The 19418-nt window shown below is 57.6% G+C and carries 19 protein-coding genes; 8 read left to right on the forward strand and 11 right to left on the reverse strand.

The window, feature by feature from the left end:
• Positions 1 to 335 precede the first annotated feature (335 nt).
• Positions 336 to 1991 (forward strand): energy-dependent translational throttle protein EttA, encoded by a 1656-nt coding sequence (gene ettA, locus RUA4292_RS17275; RefSeq protein WP_058278722.1) that lies wholly within the window; start codon positions 336 to 338, stop codon positions 1989 to 1991.
• Positions 1992 to 2231: 240 nt separating this feature from the next.
• Here ettA and RUA4292_RS17280 read toward each other — a convergent pair whose 3' ends face one another.
• Both RUA4292_RS17280 and RUA4292_RS25725 read right to left on the reverse strand, forming a co-directional pair.
• Positions 2232 to 2438: a hypothetical protein gene (locus tag RUA4292_RS17280; protein WP_058278723.1), complete on the reverse strand. Its 207-nt coding sequence runs from the start codon at positions 2436 to 2438 to the stop codon at positions 2232 to 2234.
• Positions 2439 to 2962: 524 nt separating this feature from the next.
• Positions 2963 to 3154, reverse strand: a complete 192-nt coding sequence (locus RUA4292_RS25725) for a hypothetical protein (protein ID WP_442475953.1) — start codon at positions 3152 to 3154, stop codon at positions 2963 to 2965.
• Between the two features lie 577 nt (positions 3155 to 3731).
• Here RUA4292_RS25725 and RUA4292_RS17285 point away from each other — a divergent pair.
• Together RUA4292_RS17285 and RUA4292_RS17290 are read left to right on the forward strand one after the other, a co-directional pair.
• Entirely contained in the window at positions 3732 to 3938 is a 207-nt protein-coding gene (locus RUA4292_RS17285; protein WP_058273677.1) for a cold-shock protein, read from the forward strand.
• Between the two features lie 178 nt (positions 3939 to 4116).
• Positions 4117 to 4677: a L,D-transpeptidase gene (locus RUA4292_RS17290; RefSeq protein ID WP_058278724.1), complete on the forward strand. Its 561-nt coding sequence runs from the start codon at positions 4117 to 4119 to the stop codon at positions 4675 to 4677.
• A gap of 5 nt (positions 4678 to 4682) precedes the next feature.
• Here RUA4292_RS17290 and RUA4292_RS17295 read toward each other — a convergent pair whose 3' ends face one another.
• Both RUA4292_RS17295 and RUA4292_RS17300 read right to left on the reverse strand, forming a co-directional pair.
• The gene (locus tag RUA4292_RS17295; RefSeq protein WP_058278725.1) at positions 4683 to 5297 is read right to left on the reverse strand and encodes an SOS response-associated peptidase; all 615 of its coding nucleotides are present in this window, start codon (positions 5295 to 5297) and stop codon (positions 4683 to 4685) included.
• A 4-nt stretch (positions 5298 to 5301) separates the two neighbouring features.
• Entirely contained in the window at positions 5302 to 5943 is a 642-nt protein-coding gene (locus tag RUA4292_RS17300; RefSeq protein ID WP_058278726.1) for an arylesterase, read from the reverse strand.
• Positions 5944 to 5994: 51 nt separating this feature from the next.
• Here RUA4292_RS17300 and RUA4292_RS17305 point away from each other — a divergent pair, with 51 nt between their 5' ends.
• Both RUA4292_RS17305 and RUA4292_RS17310 read left to right on the forward strand, forming a co-directional pair.
• Entirely contained in the window at positions 5995 to 6690 is a 696-nt protein-coding gene (locus RUA4292_RS17305; protein ID WP_058278727.1) for an ABC transporter ATP-binding protein, read from the forward strand.
• Positions 6687 to 9215 (forward strand): ABC transporter permease, encoded by a 2529-nt coding sequence (locus tag RUA4292_RS17310; protein WP_058278728.1) that lies wholly within the window; start codon positions 6687 to 6689, stop codon positions 9213 to 9215. The genes RUA4292_RS17305 and RUA4292_RS17310 overlap by 4 nt, the downstream gene beginning before the upstream one ends.
• Here RUA4292_RS17310 and RUA4292_RS17315 read toward each other — a convergent pair.
• Positions 9212 to 9664, reverse strand: coding sequence for an RrF2 family transcriptional regulator (locus RUA4292_RS17315; protein WP_058278901.1), 453 nt, complete (start codon positions 9662 to 9664; stop codon positions 9212 to 9214). The two genes, RUA4292_RS17310 and RUA4292_RS17315, sit on opposite strands and share 4 nt — an antisense overlap.
• A gap of 95 nt (positions 9665 to 9759) precedes the next feature.
• Here RUA4292_RS17315 and RUA4292_RS17320 point away from each other — a divergent pair, with 95 nt between their 5' ends.
• Positions 9760 to 10329, forward strand: a complete 570-nt coding sequence (locus tag RUA4292_RS17320) for a gamma-glutamylcyclotransferase family protein (protein WP_058278729.1) — start codon at positions 9760 to 9762, stop codon at positions 10327 to 10329.
• A 49-nt stretch (positions 10330 to 10378) separates the two neighbouring features.
• On the opposite strand, the gene gltX is transcribed toward RUA4292_RS17320, so the two are convergent.
• Together gltX and RUA4292_RS17330 are read right to left on the reverse strand one after the other, a co-directional pair.
• A complete protein-coding gene (gltX, locus tag RUA4292_RS17325; protein ID WP_058278730.1) occupies positions 10379 to 11704 on the reverse strand; it encodes a glutamate--tRNA ligase in 1326 nt (441 codons plus the stop codon).
• A 60-nt stretch (positions 11705 to 11764) separates the two neighbouring features.
• Positions 11765 to 12199 (reverse strand): DUF1801 domain-containing protein, encoded by a 435-nt coding sequence (locus RUA4292_RS17330; protein WP_058278731.1) that lies wholly within the window; start codon positions 12197 to 12199, stop codon positions 11765 to 11767.
• 117 nt (positions 12200 to 12316) lie between these two features.
• Here RUA4292_RS17330 and RUA4292_RS17335 point away from each other — a divergent pair, with 117 nt between their 5' ends.
• Positions 12317 to 13249, forward strand: a complete 933-nt coding sequence (locus RUA4292_RS17335; protein WP_058278732.1) for an MBL fold metallo-hydrolase — start codon at positions 12317 to 12319, stop codon at positions 13247 to 13249.
• A gap of 4 nt (positions 13250 to 13253) precedes the next feature.
• Here RUA4292_RS17335 and RUA4292_RS17340 read toward each other — a convergent pair whose 3' ends face one another.
• From RUA4292_RS17340 to RUA4292_RS17350, 3 genes are all read right to left on the reverse strand, one after another.
• Positions 13254 to 14582 carry an NAD(P)/FAD-dependent oxidoreductase gene (locus RUA4292_RS17340; protein ID WP_058278733.1) on the reverse strand — a complete coding sequence of 443 codons (1329 nt, stop codon included), beginning with the start codon at positions 14580 to 14582 and terminating at the stop codon, positions 13254 to 13256.
• Between the two features lie 154 nt (positions 14583 to 14736).
• Positions 14737 to 15021, reverse strand: a complete 285-nt coding sequence (locus RUA4292_RS17345) for a hypothetical protein (RefSeq protein ID WP_233493488.1) — start codon at positions 15019 to 15021, stop codon at positions 14737 to 14739.
• A gap of 283 nt (positions 15022 to 15304) precedes the next feature.
• Positions 15305 to 16963 carry an NAD+ synthase gene (locus RUA4292_RS17350; RefSeq protein WP_058278735.1) on the reverse strand — a complete coding sequence of 553 codons (1659 nt, stop codon included), beginning with the start codon at positions 16961 to 16963 and terminating at the stop codon, positions 15305 to 15307.
• A 147-nt stretch (positions 16964 to 17110) separates the two neighbouring features.
• Between RUA4292_RS17350 and RUA4292_RS17355 the strand changes: the two genes are divergently transcribed.
• Positions 17111 to 18568, forward strand: a complete 1458-nt coding sequence (locus RUA4292_RS17355; protein ID WP_058278736.1) for an MORN repeat-containing protein — start codon at positions 17111 to 17113, stop codon at positions 18566 to 18568.
• A gap of 5 nt (positions 18569 to 18573) precedes the next feature.
• Here the strand turns inward: RUA4292_RS17355 and RUA4292_RS17360 are convergent, their stop codons facing one another.
• Entirely contained in the window at positions 18574 to 19239 is a 666-nt protein-coding gene (locus tag RUA4292_RS17360; RefSeq protein WP_058278737.1) for an SDR family NAD(P)-dependent oxidoreductase, read from the reverse strand.
• Positions 19240 to 19418: the final 179 nt, after the last annotated feature.

The following is a 19418-nucleotide window of genomic DNA, read 5'->3' on the forward strand; positions in this document are numbered from 1 at the left end:
AGCAATAAGCTGCGTCTTTGTACGCCTTGCAGTCCGGCAAATTTTCAGCACGAGCCGCCATTGAACTGATCGCCCCGAAAGCAAAAAAAGCCATCGAAATTATCACATAACTGCTCATCTTCATTTGCCAATCTCCCGTTTGGGTTGTGTGTACACAGCAATCCTTACAGAGGAAATCCCTAGCACCTGGAACCCGCTGGTTTTAACCACTGGGCACTACGTCCCTGCAAACTGTGCAGACGGCTTCATCCGGCCTGATTGTTCATGATTGCCCCCATCCCAACCATCCGCTATCACACCGCCCAACTTGATTTCCCCGACCCAGAGGACGCGACATGGCCGCCTATCAATATGTCTACCACATGCAGGGTGTCTCCAAGACCTATCCCGGTGGCAAAAAGTGCTTTGAAAACATCCACCTGAGCTTTCTGCCCGGTGTGAAAATCGGTGTTGTCGGCGTCAACGGCGCCGGTAAATCGACGCTGATGAAGATCATGGCGGGCCTCGACAAGGACTTCACCGGCGAGGCCTGGGCCGCAGAGGGTGCCAAGGTCGGCTATCTGCCGCAGGAACCGAAATTGGATGAAACCCTCAGCGTTCGTGAAAACGTCATGCTGGGCGTGGCCGAAAAGAAGGCGATCCTTGATCGCTATAACGAACTGGCGATGAACTACAGCGACGAAACCGCTGATGAGATGGCGAAGCTGCAGGACGAGATCGACAGCCAGAACCTCTGGGACCTCGACAGCCAGATCGACGTCTCGATGGAGGCGCTGCGCTGCCCGGCCGACGACGCCAACATCGCCAACCTTTCGGGCGGTGAGAAACGCCGCGTCGCGCTCTGCAAACTGCTGCTGCAGGCCCCCGACATGCTGCTGCTCGATGAACCGACCAACCACTTGGACGCCGAAACCATCGCCTGGCTGCAGCAACACCTAATCGACTACAAGGGCACCATCCTGATCGTCACCCACGACCGCTATTTCCTGGACAGCATCACCGGCTGGATCCTTGAACTCGACCGTGGTCGGGGTCTGCCTTACGAGGGCAACTATTCCGCATGGCTGGAACAAAAGGCCAAACGGTTGGAGCAGGAAGCCCGCGAGGACAAGTCCAAGCAGAAGACCCTGCAGCGCGAACTGGAATGGATGCGTCAGGGCCAGAAGGCCCGTCAGGCCAAATCCAAGGCCCGGATCAACGCCTATAACGAGCTGGCAGACCAGTCCGAACGCGAAAAGTTGACCCGCGCCCAGATTGTCATCCCCAACGGCCAGCGCCTTGGCGGCAAGGTGATCGAGGTCGAGGGCCTGTCGAAACACATGGGTGACAAGCAACTGATCGAAGGTCTGGACTTCGCCTTGCCCCCCGGCGGCATCGTCGGTGTCATCGGCCCCAACGGCGCCGGTAAATCGACCCTGTTCAAGATGCTCACCGGGCAGGAACAGCCCGACAGCGGCACCATCACCCTGGGCGACACGGTCGAGCTGTCTTATGTCGACCAGTCCCGCGACGACCTCAAGGACAACGACACCGTGTGGGAAGCGATCACCGGCGGCGCAGAGATCATCCAGCTAGGAGATGCGCAGGTCAATTCCCGCGCCTACTGCTCGTCCTTCAACTTCAAGGGCGGCGATCAGCAGAAAAAAGTCTCGCTGCTGTCGGGTGGTGAGCGCAACCGCGTCCACATGGCCCGCCTGCTGAAAGAGGGCGGCAACGTTCTGCTACTCGACGAACCCACCAACGATCTGGACGTCGAAACCCTGCGTGCGTTGGAAGACGCTCTGGTCGATTTCGCCGGCTGCGCCGTGGTCATCTCGCACGACCGCTTTTTCCTCGACCGCATCTGCACGCATATTCTGGCCTTCGAGGGCGATGCGCATGTGGAATGGTTCGAGGGCAACTTCGAAGACTACGAAGAGGACAAAAAGCGCCGCCTGGGACCGGACGCGCTGGAGCCCAAGCGGTTGAAGCATAAGAAGTTTGCGCGGTAAAAACTTTGTTTGAAGCCCGGAACCTACGGATGTGATTCCGGGCCTCGAATAGCCTGTTTGGAGTGAGTAGCAGCGTAGATATCGGTAATACGGTTTGACCGGTGCGTGCTGCTATCTTTCTCAGCTTCTCCAGACCACTTGTGAGCCTCAAGCGGCCGGTCAGAGTTCAGCCTCTCACAACATAAGTCAGGTTGTCCGCGCATTCTTGATCTGTGCCTTACAACAGCCGGCGGAAATCAGTTACTTTCGCGACTGGTCGACTGGCTGTTGGTTTTCACCAATCCCAACCTGTTTCTCGTTCAGAACATCTCCAAAAAGCACAGTCAGTTCTTTTTTGTTAACCGCTCCAGAATTTGCAATTTGCGTTTTCCCGGCAAGCTCTTTGGGCATCGAATTTGCCTGCTCCGCTGACTTGAAAATATGGTCTAGGATCGACTTGAAAAACATATCTTTCCCCGTGCGTGTTGGGTTTCTCGAAATTGTTTGAAACTGAATATTCGTTGCAATGTTCCGCTGCGGGCCGATCCGAGCGTGCGGTGGACGTCGGCTCAAGGACCGTGTTTCCGTGAGTGGCCACCCGCAGCGGTGCAGCGTACTTATGAAAGAAAGATCAAGCGCCAACGGGGAAGAAAACCGCGCTCCGCATCATTTTTGAATAGCCCGTCAAAAAGTCATTTTGTGATGCGGCTTTGCGAGCTAAAGCTCATGCCGCTGCCCCAATTGTGACGTTACGACACTATTTATTGCTGATAGTTTTGGGTGCTTCTTTTGCGGATTGTCTGGATTCTAAACTGAGGTTTTTCGGCAGCGCGGGATGGGTGCTCGCAGCCTTCATTCCTCAGTATTAAAGAATCCAACTATAAAAAGGATGGGGGAATTCACCGACCCTACGGTCCCCCAAGCTCCCTTTTGGTGACGCAGCCTCTTCATTCCAGATCAACCCGACCCGCACGAATATCGCGGTACATCGGCTAACATGGCCAATGGGTTGGATGGTTTACGAATCCGTGTTTGATGGGATTAACCCAGCAATATGCCATGTGATTGCGATAATCTCGTCCATCACGGATCCAGTGCTCCCAAAACCTGCGTTGCCAATACCCACGTTCCTGTTTGACAACTTTCGACCCACTCCGCGGGCCAAACGCGCCGACGCCCCACACAAAGCGACTTTTTATTAACCACCACCGTGTGGAATTATCCGCATCCCCGTTGGCAAGGTCCAAACCGCGTGCAGATGATCGGGCAACACAATAAACGCATCACACCAGAATGGCCGCTCTCTCTGCGTCATCACAAAGGCCGCCCGCAAATGTGCCACCTCGTGCACTAACTGCTCCGATGATCGATCGGCCAGAGACACGGTGGGAATGTACCTGACTCCGGGCATTCGGATGCGGCAGTAACTCGTCATGCCGCAACCTGATCACAAGCTTGGTCAAAGGTTTCTAAATGCCCATCCAGCGCCCCGATCGCATAGCTTTACCTTATCAATGGCCGCTGAGCCAATAACCAAACCCGTCGGCGGATTCTTGTGCAAATCGGGAAACTGGCCCTCAAACCCTTGTACGAAACGCACAAAATCCCTTGTCACACGCCCACCCCGATGCCATATCAATGGGGCTTACGTTTTTCTATTTCGACCCACTGTCACCGTTTCCGGCGCTCAGTCTATCGATACAGACAACGACGCCGGGCTGCCGCAACTCCGTGGGCAGCACTAAACAGGAGACAACGGATATGCCCACAGGCACCGTAAAATGGTTCAACACCACCAAAGGTTTTGGCTTTATCGCACCTGAGGATGGCGGCAAAGACATTTTCGTTCACATCTCGGCTGTCGAGCGTTCGGGCCTGACCGGTCTGGCCGACAACCAGAAAGTCACGTACGAGCTGCGCGCTGGTCGTGACGGCCGCGAAAGCGCCGACGATATCGCACTGGCCTAAGGCCATGAAAGGGCAGAGGTCACCTCTGCCCTTTTCACATCACGCGAGACAAAACTGCAACACAAGTGTGTCCCTGCGATTACATCACAATACGATTACTCTTGGCAGATGATTGACCAGATCGGTTATCATTCCGACACTGGTTTACGATTTTCCTGTTGTCCTTAAGAGAACCGATATGTTCACACGTCGCACTTTCCTTGCAGCATCTGCTGCCGCTGGCCTGACACCCGGTATTGCTTCGGCCAAGAAGAAAGCCGTTGAATACGACCCCACGCCCCAGTTCGTTCGGGTCAAGAAACAATTTCTGCCGGGGCAGCTTCTGGTCGCGCCACGGTCCTTCTACCTGTATCTCATCACAGAACCGCGCAAGGCGATCCGCTATGGGTGCGGCGTTGGCAAGGCAGGTCTGGAATTCACCGGCACAGCCACGATCGACGTCAAGAAAGAGTGGCCGACCTGGCGCCCCACGAACGAGATGATCGAACGTGAACCGCTGACTTACGCTAAATTCAAGGACAATGATTATGTTCAACCGGGCGGTGATGGTAACCCTCTGGGGGCACGCGCGCTCTACCTGTTTCAGAATGGGGTCGACACCTATTTCCGTATCCACGGCACGACGCAGCCGCAAACCATCGGGCGCGCGGCCTCAAACGGATGCATTCGGATGCTGAACGCTCATGTCATCGACTTGTATGAGCGTGTACCGGTCGGAACTGTGGTCACGGTGGTCTGAGGCGGTCACGGCCCGGACCAGTCGACGTCCGTCGCCTCTTCGATCTGCAACAACCCGTCAGGCCAAGGCTGCGCCAGCGCCTTGGCGCCGTTCTCGGTTCCAGTAACCCATGTCTGAATGTCGGCAGGGTCCAGCAGGACGCCCATTCGATGGTGTATCGGCTCCAGATCGGCATTTGGTGGGCAGGTCACAGCCGCAAATTGGTCAACACGCAAACCGCCCGGAGCCTGCCAACTGTCGGTGATCGCAGCCAAGAACAGAGGTGAACCATTCGCTGAGGTGATGCGCCATGCGGTTTTTCGACGTTTTTCACCCGTCCACTCGTACCACCCGTCCATCGGAACCACGGCCCGGCCAACGCCGTCGAAGGCGGTTTTGTCAAAGACGGTTTCGGACCGGGCGTTGATTATAGTTTCCATCACAGGCCGACCGCGCGCATTGACGCGCCCAACCGGGATCACGCCCCATCGCATGGGTGTCAGGCCGTGGGCAGTCAGGACGATCAATTCCTGACCCGGTTGAATGTTTTTTCGCAGCGGCTGCAGGTCCACATCACATCGGACGTTCAGTGTCTGGGCGATCTCAGACATTGGCCGTGTCAGAAAAAATCGCCCGGGCATCTTCTCAATCCTGCTTGGCCGAGGTTTCGACCAACTCCAACACGTAAGGCCCAAGCGCTGCTACGATCCGCGCCACGCCTTCTTTGTTGGGGTGAATTCCATCCGGTTGCATGAACTGCCGGACAGCGTTCGGGTCGCCGTTTGGCTGCAACCCTTCAAAAAAACTTTCTGCAAACACAAGTTGATATGCCTTGGCCAGATCCGGGTACATCGCATCAAATGCCTGCTTGTAATCGACCCCGTAATTCCCCGGTGCCTGCATTCCGATCAGCAAAACCTCAACCTCCGCCGCCCGGGCGGAGGTTACGATTGTCTCAAGGTGCGCGCGCGACACAGCCGGGTCGATACCGCGCAGCAGGTCATTGCCGCCCAGCGCCACAATCATCGCGTCCACGTCAGGTGTCAGTGTCCAATCGACACGCGCCGCGCCGCCCGCAGTTGTATCCCCGGATACTCCGGCATTGATCAATTGCACATCTGCGCCCTGATCCTTTAGCCATTGATCCAATTGTGGTACGAACCCGTCCTGTTCCGGCAGCCCGTATCCTTGTGTCAGCGAGTCCCCGAGGGCCGCGATAACCAACGGTTCCGCTGTGGCGGCAAAGCCGCAACACGCAAACAGTAAAGCCATCAGAGCCTTGCGCATTTTTTGAACCACTCCATATCCCAAAATGACCGCCTCCTTTTGGAAGTACCTATGACGACACCTGTTCTTTCGCTTCAAAATGCCGCTTTGTCGCTGGATGGCAATGCCGGCCGGGTCAATATCCTGCACGATATTACCCTGACCGTCGCAAAAGGCGAAACGCTCGGGCTTGTCGGGCCGTCCGGGTCCGGTAAATCCTCGCTGCTGATGCTGATGGGCGGGTTGGAACAGGCAAGCGCAGGCAAGATCACAGCCCTTGGCCAGGATCTGACTGGCATGGATGAGGATTCTCTGGCCCGTTTCAGACGCAATGCGATGGGGGTCGTCTTTCAGAACTTCCATCTGATCCCAACCATGACTGCCCTGGAAAACGTGGCCACGCCGCTGGAATTGGCCGGACACAAGGATGCGTTTCGACGCGCCGCGGCAGAACTTGACGCGGTAGGCCTGTCGCATCGCCGCGATCATTATCCGGCGCAATTGTCAGGCGGCGAACAACAACGCGTTGCACTGGCCCGCGCCGCCGCACCGCGTCCGCAGATTTTGCTGGCGGATGAGCCAACAGGAAATCTGGACGAAACGAACGGCGCGGCGATCGTCGATCTATTGTTCGGCCTGCGCGACAAACACGGTGCCACTCTGGTGCTTGTAACCCATAGTCATAGTCTGGCGCGCAGGTGCGATCGGGTTGTGCGCTTGCGCGACGGGCGGATTTCGGAAGACAGCCAGCAAAAGGCCGCGGAATGAGCCTTCGGCTGGCCGGGCGGCTGGCACGCCGTGAACTTCGGGGTGGGCTGCGTGGGTTTCGCGTTTTCCTCGCGTGTCTTGCGCTGGGTGTCGCAGCAATCGCAGCAGTTGGGTCGGTGCGCCACGCGATCCAGGCTGGATTGGCCGAGGAAGGGGCGGCCCTGTTGGGTGGGGATGCGCAACTGGAATTCACCTACCGGTTTGCTACAAATGACGAACGCGCCTGGATGGACCAGACCGGAACAGCTGTCTCTGAAGTGGTCGATTTTCGCTCAATGGCCGTTGCCGATCAGGACGCTGAAACGCAACGCGCGCTGACACAGGTTAAATCAGTCGACGACACCTACCCTTTGTTGGGATCTCCGGTTTTGAAGCCTGCAATGCCGCTGTCGGCGGCTTTAGGGACACATCAAGGTCTTCCCGGCGCGGTAATGGATCCGTCGCTGATTGACCGGTTGGATCTTTTCGTCGGAGATCGCTTTGCACTGGGGACGCAAGAATTCATCCTGACCGCCGCATTGATCCATGAACCGGACGGGGCGGCAGATGGCTATGGTCTGGGCCCTCGCACGCTGGTGCGGACCGAAGACTTGCAAGCATCCGGCCTGTTGGCCCCGGGAACTCTGTTTTCCACCAAATACCGCCTGGCCTTGCCATCAGGAACCGATCTGCAAGATCTAGCGGTAGAAGCGCGTCAGAATTTTGAGGGCACCGGTATGCGATGGACTGATGCTCGCAACGGTGCGCCCGGCATTGCCGAGTTTGTCGGGCGGCTCAGCGCATTTCTGGTTCTGGTCGGGTTATCAGGCCTTGCAGTCGGCGGCATCGGAGTATCGGCGGCCGTGCGTGCCTATCTGTCCCAAAAGACAGAGACCATCGCGACGCTGCGCACACTGGGCGCTGACAAGGCGACGATATTCCAAACTTATATGATCCAGATCGGTGTCCTGTCGGGGATCGGGATCTTGCTGGGCCTTGCCTTGGGCGGGTTGCTACCGCTGCTGCTGGCCCCCTTGATTGAAGCCCGGCTGCCTGTACCCGCGGTTTTCTCATTTTATCCGGCGCCGCTTGCTGAAGCAGCGTTGTACGGTTTACTGACGGCCTTTCTGTTCACGCTCTGGCCCCTTGCCCGCACCGAAGACGTTCGCGCAGCGACCCTGTTTCGGGATGCTTTGACCTCGGCGCGTGCGGTTCCACGAGGGGTATACCTCATCGCAACTGGTTTCGGCCTCGCGCTGCTGATCGCGTCAGCTGCCTGGTTCAGCGGCTCGGCGCGCCTGACGTTCTGGACCGCCGGAGGTTTAGTGGGCGGGTTGCTGCTGCTGTCCGCTGCGGCCTATGCTGTGCGCCGGCTGGCTCGGCTTAGCGCCCCATCAGCGCGCGGGCGTCCGGCCCTTCGATGGGCCTTGTCGGCCATTTCCGACCCGCGAGAGGGCGCTGCATCCGTTGTACTATCTCTGGGTCTTGGGCTTTCGGTTCTGGCGACCGTTGGACAGATCGACGGCACTTTGCGCAATGCAATTTCCGGCGACTTGCCGGACGTTGCCCCGTCTTATTTTTTCGTCGACATCCAGAAGGACCAAATGCCGGGTTTTAACGACAGGTTAACCACCGACCCCGGCGTCAGCCGGATCGAAAGCGCACCGATGCTGCGCGGGATCATCACACAGATCAACGGCAAACCCGCCCGCGAAGTGGCAGGCGATCATTGGGTTCTGGATGGCGATCGGGGCGTCACCTATTCCGCCCTGCCACCAGAAAACGCGCGCATAACCTCGGGCGAATGGTGGGCCGATGACTATACCGGTACCCCACAAGTGAGTTTCGCAGCCGAGGAGGCGGAAGAAATGGGCCTGAAGCTCGGCGACCAACTAACCGTGAACATTTTGGGCCGGGACATTACCGCAGAACTTACATCAACACGCGAGGTTGATTTCTCAAACGCCGGTATGGGCTTTATCATGTCCATGAATCCCTCTGCCCTTGCAGGTGCCCCGCACAGCTTTATCGCGACGGTCTATGCCGAAGAACAAGCCGAAACGGAAATTCTGCGCGATTTGGCCGGGAAGTTCCCCAACATAACGGCGATCCGGGTGCGCGACGCGATTGACCGCGTCTCGGGCCTGCTGGCGGGCATCGCAGCGGCAACGTCATACGGCGCGGGTATTTCTCTGCTGACCGGCTTCTTGGTCCTCATCGGTGCTGCCGCGGCCGGGGAACCCGCCCGCCGATACGAGGCCGCGATCCTCAAGACACTGGGCGCGGACCGGCAGCGCATCCTGTTCAGCTTTGCCCTGCGCGCCGCGCTGTTGGGTACGGCCGCAGGTGGCGTTGCGCTGCTGACCGGCATCCTGGGTGGGTGGGCCGTTGCCACCTATATTTTCGACACGAAATTCTCGGTGATCTGGCCGTCCGCAATCGGAATTGTTCTGGCGGGCATCATCGTGACGCTTGGCGCGGGGCTGATCTTTGCCCTGCGACCCCTGGCCGTCCGCCCAGCCCGCATCCTGCGTGCCAGCGATTAACCGGCACGCGCGCAGGTAACCGGTTGCAGGATCTGCAGTAAAGGATCGTTGTCGCAGATCAGGGCGTCCAGCGTGATCTCGTCCAGCGAGGCATAGAACACCTCAGCCGCGTCCTGAAGCGCCATCCGCAATCGACATGCATCCGTCAATGGGCAGGTGTTGTCGGCATCCGCAAAACACTCGGCCAGCGGCAGGTCGCCTTCGACATCACGAAACACCGATCCGATCCGGATCTGTTCGGCCGAACGCGCCAGAACCATACCACCGTTACGACCGCGTTGGGTGCTCAGATAGTCCAACTGGCTAAGCTGATTGATGACCTGCGCCAGATGGTTCTTGGAAATATTGCAGACTTCGGCAATCTCGGACTTGGTAACCAGCCTATCCTGATGAGCTGCACAATACATCAGCAGCCGTACCGCAATGTTCGTCCGTTTGGTTATCCGCATCGTGACCTCCCAAGTTTCAAGATGCAGACTTATTGCATGTCCGGCATAAAAGCGGTTTGACATACATCAATCGTCAGGAAAGGACGCACAGGCCCATGGCAGATCCCTATTTCTTTGGCTACGGCAGCCTTGTGAACCTTTCGACTCATGACTTTCCCGATCCGCATCCTGCCCGGCTAAAAGGCTGGCGGCGCGCTTGGCGACACACTGACCTGCGACCGGTCGCATTTCTGACGGCAGTTTCGGACCCCGCGTCCGAGATCGAAGGCATGATTGCGCATGTGCCGAAAAATGATTGGATCGCGCTAGACGAACGGGAGTGGGCCTATAGCCGAATTCCCGCCACACAATCCGTCACGCACCCGATAAAGCACGACGTCGAGATTGCCGTCTATGCTGTACCTCTCGACCGGCACAACGCGCCAAGCAATCGCCACCCATTGCTGCTGAGTTACATTGATGTGGTCGTGCAGGGATACCTGCGCGCATTTGGTGAAGAGGGTGCAGATCGTTTCTTTGCCACCACAGATGGATGGGATGCGCCGATCCTGAACGACCGGGCCGAGCCCCGATACCCGCGCCATCAACAGTTGAAATCGGTTGAGGCTGAATTCGTGGATGATCGTCTCAGCATTCTCTCAGCCCGGATTGTGCAAAACGCATAGAAAAAGGCAGGATCGAATGACCCGCCTTTCCTCATTTTCTACAAAACGCTCAGGCTTTCGCGCGGATCACCTGCAGCAGGGGCAGCAACGTGGCCATCTCAGGCCCGCGTTCCATGCCGGTCAGCGCCTTGCGCAACGGCATAAACAGGCCCTTGCCCTTGCGGCCGGTCGCTTCTTTGACCGTGCTGGTCCATTTGCCCCAGGTTTCGCCATCGAACGGACCTTCGGGCAGCAAGGTCATCGCCTCGGCGATAAAGTCACGATCCTCATCCGCGATCAGCGGCTCAGCCCCATCGCGACACAGCTCCCACCAGCCCTTGAGATCAGCCAAAGTGGTGATGTTCTCGCGCGCCATCGCCCAGAAGGGTTCGGCCAGATCGGCAGGAACACCAGCATCAGCCACAGCCTCGGCCACGTCGTCCAAAGGCAGGGACTGCAGATGCTTTGCCGTCAGCGGGAACAGGTCCTGCACATCGAACTTGGTCGGCGCGGCCCCAAAACGGTTCACATCGAAACCTTCAATCAGTTCCGCCATTTCCGAGCGCAGCTCAACCGGGTCGGAGGAGCCTAGACGCGCCATCAGGCTCAGCAACGCCATCGGCTGCACGCCCTGTTCACGCAGATCACGAAGAGCCAGCGTGCCAAGTCGCTTCGACAGTGCCTCTCCTTGCGGACCGGTCAACAACGAGTGATGCGCAAAGCGCGGGCAGGTGCCGCCCAGCGCCTCAATGATCTGAATCTGCGTTGCGGTGTTGGTCACATGGTCCGAGCCACGCACCACATTGGTGACGCCCATTTCGGTGTCATCCACCACCGACGCAATCGTATAGAGAACCTGACCATCGCCACGGATCAGAACCGGATCGGACACAGATGCCGCATCGATCGAGATGTCGCCCAAAATACCGTCATTCCACTCGATCCGCTCGTGATCCAGCTTGAAGCGCCAGACGCCGCTGCCGCGCTCGGCCCGCAGCGCTTCTTTCTCAGCATCGCTGAGGTTCAGCGCCGCGCGGTCATAGACCGGCGGCTTGCCCATGTTCAGTTGCTTCTTACGCTTGAGGTCCAACTCGGTGGGCGTCTCAAACGCCTCATAGAACCGGCCCATCTCGCGCAGTTTATCTGCGGCTTCGGCATAACGGTCCAGACGATCCGACTGACGTTCAACCCGGTCCCAGTGCAGGCCCAGCCACTCCATGTCCTGTTTGATGGCGTCGACATATTCTTCTTTCGACCGCTCAGGATCGGTGTCGTCAATCCGCAAGATGAACGTGCCGCCTGCTTTGCGGGCGATCAGATAGTTCATCAAGGCGGTGCGCAGGTTGCCCACGTGGATGTAACCGGTGGGCGACGGGGCAAAACGGGTGGTTGTCATAGGTGTCTCCTGTTGGCGCGGCTCTTGTCACAGGATTTGCCAATTGTCCAGCAAAGGCGTTCAGGTCGGCTGGACCGGCCAGTGCCGATCCAAGTCCTTTAACCCGGCGCAGATCAGTTCAGACAGAACATTCGTGTCAATATCCGCCAGCTTGTTCACATAGAGACAGGACTTGCCCAGCTTGTGTTTACCCAGTCGTGACAGAATATCCCCGAAATCTGCATAGCCGGGCATGATGTAGATCGACAGAGCCGTTTTGCGCGGGGAAAACCCGGTTGCCAGAAACTCTCCTTCGCGCCCGGACTTGTAGCGATAATGGTAACGACCATAGCCCACAATCGACGCACCCCACATAACAGGTTCAAACCCGGTCGCGTGCCGAAAGAGGGCATCCAACGCCCGCGCATCATCTGCCTTCTTCGCCGGTTGAACAGCCGCCAAAAAGCCCTCGACGCTTTGCCCTGTGGGAACGGTTTTGTTTTCAGATCCCGCCATAAACAAAAATTAACACGTAATGTTCATCCACGCAGCCCATTTGAAAAGGGTATACACTGGCAAGAGACTCGCGCCGACCTAAGCTCACTGAATGCTGTTCTGACAGGGAGAACCAATATGACCATCAAATTGACACGCCGCGCGGCACTGGGTACCGCGGCAGCTTTGCCCTTTGCCGCAGCTGCAGCGCCGGTTCTGGCAGCCGGAGCTGAGACAAAGGCAAATTCAACCGTCGCCAAATCCTTTGCGTTGGGCGATTTTACCGTAACGACATTGCTGGACGGCAGCCTGCCGCGCGATGGCGCCCAAGAAATCTTTGGCGGCGGAGCGTCAGATGAAGACTTCGCGAAAGTCTCAGCAGACAATTTCATCTCGCCGGATGTCGCGCAGTTCTTCTTTACCCCGACTCTGGTCAACACCGGGTCTGAGCTGGTCCTGTTCGACACGGGGCTGGGGCAAGGTGGTATACAGGCGGCCTTGGCCGATGCGGGTGTGACACCGGATCAAATCAATGTCGTCGTCATCACCCATATGCATCCCGACCATATCGGGGGCATGACGACCGATGACGCGCCGACCTTCCCGAACGCGCGCTATGTCACCTCCTCTCCGGAATATGACTTCTGGGCGGCGCAGGACGCGGGCAATCGTGTCGGAGATCTGGTCGCGGCCAAGGTCACACCTTTGGCCGAGAAGATGACCTTTGTTGAAAATGGCGGCGAAGTCTCGTCGGGTATCACCGCTGTTGCAGCTTATGGCCATACACCTGGCCACACGGTGTATCATCTAGAAAGCAACGGGCAGCGTCTGGTTCTGACCGCCGATCTGGCAAACCACTATGTCTGGTCCTTTGCCCATCCGGAATGGGAAGTCCGTTTTGACATGGACAAAGCAGCCGCCACGGCATCGCGCCGCGACGTGCTGGGCATGCTGGCCGCCGACAAGGTTCCGATGATCGGCTATCACATGCCATTCCCGGCAGCTGGCTTCGTTGAACCCCGTGGCGACGGGTTCCGCTTTGTGCCTGTCAGCTACCAGATGATGGGATAGTACCCTAGTATCCCGGGTCCGGCCGCACCTTTGAACCATCCGTAAATCGGGACAGGTGAAAGGCGGCCGGATCAACGCATGGCGTGGTTTCACAAACCAGATCGGCCATTAAACGCCCCGCTCCGGGGCCGATCCCAAATCCATGACCTGAAAACCCCGTGGCGATGAACATCCCTGGCATGGTATCAACTGAAGATATTACCGGAATGGCGTCCGGGGTGACGTCGATCAAACATGCCCAGCTTTGAACGATCTCTGCCTGCTCCAGCACCGGGAACCCTTTGCGCGCGCGTGTCCATGACTGCCTCAAGACCTTGGCCGAGGGCTCAGGATCCAGCACACGGCAATGTTCGAATGGCGTGACGTCGGAGTGCAACCATGATCGGTCTTCGCTCGCCTCTGCCGCCCAGCGCTTGGAAAGCCTGAACCGCAGGGACCGCCACTCCTGCCGGAACGCTGGTAAAAACTGCATCGCAAGCCGAAAACTGTCCGGGACAATATCAACCGTATTCTCGTGCCCGGATGCAATTGTATAACCGCCATCGGCCCTTTTTCGCATCGCGAAGTCATCTGACCATATTGCTGTTTCCGGCCCATTCACCGGTGAAGTGCGTAAGACCGTGTTGAGAACCTTAAGCTGTGGCAGGTCAATCCCCGCATTGCCCGCGAACAGCCGCGACCACGCGCCTCCGGCAAGAACCACCCGTGCACAAGCCACCCGGCCACGTTCGGTAAACACACCTGAGATTTGGCCGTTCTCAACGTCAACGCTGCGAACCGCGCAGTTGGTCATCAGACACGCGCCCTTGTCGCGTGCGGCCTCGGCAATTGCAGGGGCGACCCATTGCGGTTCGGCTCGGCCGTCTCGCGGCATGTGCAAGGCAACCTTCAACCCGGATTGATTGTCAGGCAACAGAGCATCCAGCTCGGCCCCTGAAACCATCTGTGCACCGGTCTGCAAACCTTCAACATTGCACATCCAGCGTTCAAGGTTTGCGTGATCTCGCTTTCCCGAGGCACCAAAGAAGATGCCAGACCGCGAAAAACCAGTTTGGCGTCCGGTACGTTGATCAAGATGCTGCCAGATATGCTGTGCTTCCAACATAAGCGGAATTTCACGCGGGTCCCGCAGCCCCAAACGCACCCATCCCCAGTTTCGCGAACTTTGTTCGCCCGCAATATGGCCTTTTTCGCACAGCAAAACCGACGCGCCCCGCTCTGACAGCTCTAAAGCTGTTGATGCGCCGATGATTCCGCCGCCAATGACCACAACGTCAACAGACTTGGGCAGATGCAGATCAGGTTCTACAGGAGTTGGTTTTGGGCCGGGCATCCGCCGCTCTTACTTCATTGCTCGGACTGCAATGAATGCGCGGTATCAGGCAATAGGCAACATGCTGCCTGATGCACGGATCACAATTTTCACAAGCTGTGGTTATAGTGCCAGAATGATCTCTGGCACTGTTGGATTGAACAGGTCCAAGCCGTCAAGCCGCGCCGCAGAGTTCAGCCCACTTCTGACGCAATGTGGCTGTCAATCCGGCATCGTAGCCAGCCAAATCTTCGCCCATGCTTTCTTGTGAAGGCAGTTCAGGCAGAACCGAAGAGGCCACAGATTCCGCTGGTTCCGATTTTTGCTTTGACGACATCTCAGCCCCCAAAAGATCGGCAATGGCAGAATCTACCTGATCTTCGTCTAGTTCATGACCCTTGGTTTCCATCGAACGCCACGGAAGTGGCGAGTGGAGTGGTCTATCGTATTGCTCACGCATTTTCACACCAAATCGTTAACACAGACACGCAATTCACGATGCGTAACAAACAAAACTCGATCATAAACACCGAGGCACTTAAGAATGCGCCGCATCTGCCCCACATGAGGCGGCAATTAAGCTAAAATTTGTCAGAAAAGTGTCCAGATTTCAAGCGTGTTAGAAGGCCTAAGCCGAATCTGGATGCGCACTGTCCCCGCCATATGGACAATGAGCAAAAGTGTGCCATCAAGCACCATTTTTGGAAACGATCGGAGACTTGAAAAATACGCGTGGTTTCAGCTCAAGACCGATCACGCCAACGATTCACAATCGGGTATCTGCGATCCAACCAGAAGGCTCGCTTGGTCAAGCGCGTGCCTGGTGCGGACTGGAACCGCTTATATTCGCTGATATAGATCAGATGCTCTACGCGACGGGCGACATCTGCTTCGAATCCTGCTGCTTCGCAATCAGCGATCGAGCCATCGCGGTCGACCAGGATTTCCAGGATCGCGTCCAGTTCCGGGTAGTCCGGCAGGCTGTCACTGTCTTTCTGGTCTTCGCGCAGCTCGGCACTGGGGTGTTTATCGATGACCGACGGTCGGATCACCTCACCTTCGGGGCCCATCATCCAGTCACGGTGATTGGCATTGCGCCAGCGGCATGTTTCGAACACGCGCGTTTTATACAGATCCTTGATCGGGTTATAACCGCCATTCATGTCGCCATAGATGGTCGCGTAACCCACAGCCACCTCGGACTTGTTGCCCGTGGTCAGCAGCATTTCGCCAAACTTGTTCGAGATCGCCATCAGCAGCAAACCGCGCAGGCGGGATTGGACGTTTTCCTCGGTCAAATCCGCCTCGCGGCCCGCAAACAACGGGGTCAGAGTGTCCGTCACCGCCGCCCGACTGTCCGAGATCGGAACATAGTCGTAATGCACGCCCAGCGCCTTGGCGACGGCTTCAGCGTCATCCAGCGAGGCTTGGCTGGTGTATTCCGACGGCAGCATCACGCAACGGACGTTTTCCGCACCGATTGCGTCAACGGCAATTGCCGCGACCAACGCCGAGTCCACTCCACCCGATAGCCCCAACAACGCCTTTTTGAACCCGATCTTGCCCATGTAATCGCGCAGGGATTGGACCATAGCGCGATAGTCCTGCTCCCATTCATCCGGCTGCGGCACAACTTCAGCAGGCACAATACGCCAACTCTCATCACCGCGCTCCAAATCGACATGTGTTACGGCCTCATCGAAGACCGGCATTCGAAAGGCCAGTTCTCCGCCCGGATTCAGGCCGAAAGTCGCGCCATCAAAAACCTGATCGTCCTGACCGCCCACCATGTTCAGATAGATCAGCGGTAAACCGGTCTCGACCACACGGGCGACCATATGGTTCAGGCGCACATCATATTTGTTGCGAAAGTAAGGTGAACCATTGGGGATCAGCAGAAACTCGGCCCCGGTCTCTTCCAGTGTTTCCGAAACATCCGGGTGCCAGCTGTCTTCGCAAATCGGGCTACCGATCCGCGAGTTGCCAACCGAGTACGGCCCCCCCAACGGGCCCGCGTCGTACAGGCGCACCTCATCGAACACGGTTTCATTCGGCAAGTGATGTTTCAGCACCTTGCTGCCGATGCGACCGCCCTTGAGGATCAGGTAGGCATTAAAAAGCTTACCGTCTTCCGTCCACGGACCGCCAATTGCTATGGCGGGTCCATCGGCACATTGCGCAGCCAGCGACTGAACCGCTGCCATGGCCGCTTGGTGGAACACCGGCTTCATCACCAGGTCCTGGGTGTTGTAACCGGTAATGAACATTTCGGGGAAAGCCACAAGGTCGGCACCAGCTTCGCGCCCCTGCTCCCACGCCGCAAGCGCCTTGTCCAAATTGCCTTGGATGTCCCCAACAACGGGATTGAGTTGTGCCAGAGTAATGCGGAAACGGTTGGCCATGCTGCCCTCTTGCCCTCGTCAGTCCTAATGCCATTTAGCAGATCGCACCGCGAGTGAAAGTCAAATGCGGCAAAACACGTTGCTCTGTCCGCACGGGTATCTTAGTTTTGCTTTAAAACGTGACAACCGGGCAAGGCAGGAAAAACCATGAACGCTATCCGCATTTCTTTGGCCGCCACGGCGATGGCTTTGCTAGCCACATCCGCCTTTGCGCAGGACGGACAGGTTATCGTTGCGGATGATGATGTTGGCGGCGTGTACGAGGGCACTTTCCTGAACGGCCTGCGCCACGGCGAGGGCACTTACCGCCTGCCGAACGGGTTCGAATATGTCGGCGAATGGGTCGAGGGCGAAATTCAGGGCAACGGCATAGCGCGCTATGTCAACGGCTCGGTCTATGAGGGGATGTTCGCGAAGGGGCAACCCGAGGGGCAGGGCAAGATCATCTACCCCGACGGCGGCAGCTATGAGGGGGGCTGGGCCGAAGGGTCAATCAACGGAAGCGGAATTGCAAAATACACCAACGGCGTCCGTTACGAGGGCAGCTTCAAAGACGCCCGCTATCACGGCAAAGGCGTCCTGACCGACCCCAGCGGTTACGTCTACGATGGCGACTGGAAGGATGGCGTCAAGCACGGCGAGGGCAAAATCACCTCGACGCAAGGCAGCATCTACGAAGGGCAAATCAACAACGGCTTGCGCGATGGCCAGGGTACTCTGACCGTTCCGGATGGCATGACATATACCGGTGATTGGTCTCAGGACAGCATGACCGGCAAGGGCCGCTTGTTGCAGGCCAATGGCGACCTTTACGAGGGCGATCTGGTTGATGGCCGCCGTCAGGGCAATGGCAAGGCCACATATGCCAACGGTGCGACTTATGAGGGCGAATATGCCGATGACCGCCGCCACGGAAAAGGTCGCTTTCTTGGGACCGACGGGTTTGATTACACCGGCGAATGGGTGGACGGCCAGATCGAAGGACTGGGTGAGGTCACCTATCCTGATGGCGCGACCTATACCGGTGATTTCAGCGCAGATCTGCCGCATGGCAAAGGCGTTCAGACCTATCCGGATGGCACCGTCTATGACGGCGAATGGACGGCTGGCATCTTTGAGGGCAACGGTAAGGCCACGTATCCCAACGGTGTTGTTTACCAAGGACAGTTCAAGAACGGTCTGAGCCATGGCACGGGCGTTCTGACATTCGCGAACGGGTATCGGTACGAAGGCGACTGGGTAGATGGCGCGCGTCAGGGTAAAGGCAAGGCAACTTTTCCTGACGGAACATCCTATGAAGGTGATTTCCAAGACGGTCAGCGTCACGGCGAGGGAACTATAAAAACCCCACGCGGATTCAGCTATACCGGCGGCTGGGCCGAAGGCAAAATCAGTGGTCAGGGTGTGGCAACCTATGCCACCGGCGACGTGTACGAAGGCACCTTTCTGGATAACAAACGCCACGGTAATGGCACGATGCGTTATGCCAATGGTCTGGAAGAAACCGGTGTTTGGGAAAACGGCGTCCTACCCAGTGAGAACGTGAGCGCGCCCGACGCGACGGATACCGAAACCGAGCCTGATACATCCGCCTCTGACGGGTAATCAAGCTACCAGGGTACTGGCTTTCCTGCCCAGTCAAAAAACCCACCCGTTTCAACAGGGTCCAAGGCGGCTGCGACCGTTAGCAGGTTCCGGGCGGCCTCATCAGGCGCAACCGCAGGGTGCCGCCCGACATATTTCCGGGTGAATGCTGTCGTGACCGTACCGGGGTGCAAGGCGACGCAGATCGCCTGTTTATGGCTTCGGGCAAGCTCGATCGCGGATGTGCGGACAATCTGGTTCAGCGCCGCCTTGGATGCCCGATAACTGATCCATCCACCAAGCCGGTTGTCACCAATCGACCCCACGCGCGCAGACAACACGGCAAAGACGGCGCGCCGGTCGCGCGGCAGCAAGCGCGCGGCATGCGCAAGAACTAACGCGGGTCCGACCGCGTTCAGCGCGAACTGATCCATCATCGCCGGCGCGGATAGCAGTCTGATGGTTTTCTCGGGGGCGGCACCATTTACCTCAAGAGCGCCAGCCGTGACTAGGATCAGGTCGAACGGACCGGAAACGCCCGCCAACGTCCGATCGACGATCTCGGGGTCGGTCAAATCAAATCCGTCCTGTGACCGGGACAATGTGGTGACGTCGACCGACTGTTGCCTAAGCCTGTTGGCGATTGCACCTCCGATCCCACCCGAGGCGCCGATGATAAGTGCTGTTTCCATGCCGGTTGAACTAGCCGTCAGCAATGCGTGATCAACACATGTGGGAAAAAAGAAATTTCTTCATATGCCGGAGGAAAATTCGTTCTTTTCATTCCCGCCGCGCGATGTATAACCTCAACCCCATGATCAACCGCGCAGATATCCTGATTGCCGACACCGCCCTTCGCGGTGCGTCTCTG

The sequence above is a fragment of the Ruegeria atlantica genome (assembly GCF_001458195.1).
GTDB classification, from domain to species: domain Bacteria; phylum Pseudomonadota; class Alphaproteobacteria; order Rhodobacterales; family Rhodobacteraceae; genus Ruegeria; species Ruegeria atlantica.

Bases quoted from the DNA above. Each gene is read 5' to 3' on its own strand.
- ettA (WP_058278722.1), top strand. From the start codon at position 336: ATGGCCGCCTATCAATATGTCTACCACATGCAGGGTGTCTCCAAGACC.
- RUA4292_RS17280 (WP_058278723.1), bottom strand. From the start codon at position 2,438: ATGTTTTTCAAGTCGATCCTAGACCATATTTTCAAGTCAGCGGAGCAG.
- RUA4292_RS17285 (WP_058273677.1), top strand. From the start codon at position 3,732: ATGCCCACAGGCACCGTAAAATGGTTCAACACCACCAAAGGTTTTGGC.
- RUA4292_RS17290 (WP_058278724.1), top strand. From the start codon at position 4,117: ATGTTCACACGTCGCACTTTCCTTGCAGCATCTGCTGCCGCTGGCCTG.
- RUA4292_RS17295 (WP_058278725.1), bottom strand. From the start codon at position 5,297: ATGCCCGGGCGATTTTTTCTGACACGGCCAATGTCTGAGATCGCCCAG.
- RUA4292_RS17300 (WP_058278726.1), bottom strand. From the start codon at position 5,943: ATGCGCAAGGCTCTGATGGCTTTACTGTTTGCGTGTTGCGGCTTTGCC.
- RUA4292_RS17305 (WP_058278727.1), top strand. From the start codon at position 5,995: ATGACGACACCTGTTCTTTCGCTTCAAAATGCCGCTTTGTCGCTGGAT.
- RUA4292_RS17310 (WP_058278728.1), top strand. From the start codon at position 6,687: ATGAGCCTTCGGCTGGCCGGGCGGCTGGCACGCCGTGAACTTCGGGGT.
- RUA4292_RS17315 (WP_058278901.1), bottom strand. From the start codon at position 9,664: ATGCGGATAACCAAACGGACGAACATTGCGGTACGGCTGCTGATGTAT.
- RUA4292_RS17320 (WP_058278729.1), top strand. From the start codon at position 9,760: ATGGCAGATCCCTATTTCTTTGGCTACGGCAGCCTTGTGAACCTTTCG.
- gltX (WP_058278730.1), bottom strand. From the start codon at position 11,704: ATGACAACCACCCGTTTTGCCCCGTCGCCCACCGGTTACATCCACGTG.
- RUA4292_RS17330 (WP_058278731.1), bottom strand. From the start codon at position 12,199: ATGGCGGGATCTGAAAACAAAACCGTTCCCACAGGGCAAAGCGTCGAG.
- RUA4292_RS17335 (WP_058278732.1), top strand. From the start codon at position 12,317: ATGACCATCAAATTGACACGCCGCGCGGCACTGGGTACCGCGGCAGCT.
- RUA4292_RS17340 (WP_058278733.1), bottom strand. From the start codon at position 14,582: ATGCCCGGCCCAAAACCAACTCCTGTAGAACCTGATCTGCATCTGCCC.
- RUA4292_RS17345 (WP_233493488.1), bottom strand. From the start codon at position 15,021: ATGCGTGAGCAATACGATAGACCACTCCACTCGCCACTTCCGTGGCGT.
- RUA4292_RS17350 (WP_058278735.1), bottom strand. From the start codon at position 16,963: ATGGCCAACCGTTTCCGCATTACTCTGGCACAACTCAATCCCGTTGTT.
- RUA4292_RS17355 (WP_058278736.1), top strand. From the start codon at position 17,111: ATGAACGCTATCCGCATTTCTTTGGCCGCCACGGCGATGGCTTTGCTA.
- RUA4292_RS17360 (WP_058278737.1), bottom strand. From the start codon at position 19,239: ATGGAAACAGCACTTATCATCGGCGCCTCGGGTGGGATCGGAGGTGCA.